We start from the raw sequence: 1,418 nt of genomic DNA, 5'->3' as shown, positions 1-1,418 counted from the left end.
GCGCCGGGCACGCTGTTGGGTGTCTGAGGGTACGGCCGTGAGGCTGCCTTCAGGTGCCGGCCCCAGTGCACTCCGACCGTTTGGTGGGGGGTGATGGGTGGCTGGTCGTTGTTTGAGAACTGCACAGTGGACGCGAGCATCTGTGGCCAAGTTTTTAAGGGCGCACGGTGGATGCCTTGGCACCAGGAACCGATGAAGGACGTGGGAGGCCACGATAGTCCCCGGGGAGCCGTCAACCAGGCTTTGATCCGGGGGTTTCCGAATGGGGAAACCCGGCAGTCGTCATGGGCTGTCACCCATACCTGAACACATAGGGTATGTGGAGGGAACGCGGGGAAGTGAAACATCTCAGTACCCGCAGGAAGAGAAAACAACCGTGATTCCGGGAGTAGTGGCGAGCGAAACCGGATGAGGCCAAACCGTATGCGTGTGAGACCCGGCAGGGGTTGCGCATACGGGGTTGTGGGATCTCTCTTTCACAGTCTGCCGGCTGTGAGACGAGTCAGAAACCGTTGATGTAGACGAAGGACATGCGAAAGGTCCGGCGTAGAGGGTAAGACCCCCGTAGTCGAAACATCAGCGGCTCGTTTGAGAGACACCCAAGTAGCACGGGGCCCGAGAAATCCCGTGTGAATCTGGCGGGACCACCCGCTAAGCCTAAATATTCCCTGGTGACCGATAGCGGATAGTACCGTGAGGGAATGGTGAAAAGTACCGCGGGAGCGGAGTGAAATAGTACCTGAAACCGTGTGCCTACAAGCCGTGGGAGCGTCGGAGTGCATGCTTGCATGCACTCTCGTGACTGCGTGCCTTTTGAAGAATGAGCCTGCGAGTTTGCGGTGTGTTGCGAGGTTAACCCGAGTGGGGTAGCCGTAGCGAAAGCGAGTCCGAACAGGGCGTTTCAGTAGCACGCTCAAGACCCGAAGCGGAGTGATCTAGCCATGGGCAGGTTGAAGCGGAGGTAAGACTTCGTGGAGGACCGAACCCACCAGGGTTGAAAACCTGGGGGATGACCTGTGGTTAGGGGTGAAAGGCCAATCAAACTCCGTGATAGCTGGTTCTCCCCGAAATGCATTTAGGTGCAGCGTCGTGTGTTTCTTGCCGGAGGTAGAGCACTGGATAGGCGATGGGCCCTACCGGGTTACTGACCTTAGCCAAACTCCGAATGCCGGTAAGTGAGAGCGCGGCAGTGAGACTGTGGGGGATAAGCTCCATGGTCGAGAGGGAAACAGCCCAGAGCATCGACTAAGGCCCCTAAGCGTACGCTAAGTGGGAAAGGATGTGGAGTCGCACAGACAACCAGGAGGTTGGCTTAGAAGCAGCCACCCTTGAAAGAGTGCGTAATAGCTCACTGGTCTAGTGATTCCGCGCCGACAATGTAGCGGGGCTCAAGCGTACCGCCGAAGTCGTGTCATTGC

The 1,418-nt window shown here is 57.8% G+C and carries 1 rRNA gene (only partly in view); it reads left to right on the top strand.

Features of this window, described 5'->3' with window-relative positions:
- Nucleotides 1-144 precede the first annotated feature (144 nt).
- Nucleotides 145-1,418: ribosomal RNA gene (locus AB0J04_RS45185) — 23S ribosomal RNA — on the top strand; it runs 1,922 nt beyond the window's last position.

It is taken from the genome of Streptomyces sp. NPDC050263 (assembly GCF_040655955.1).
Taxonomy (GTDB): domain Bacteria; phylum Actinomycetota; class Actinomycetes; order Streptomycetales; family Streptomycetaceae; genus Streptomyces.
This window is presented reverse-complemented; position numbering and strand designations above follow the sequence as displayed.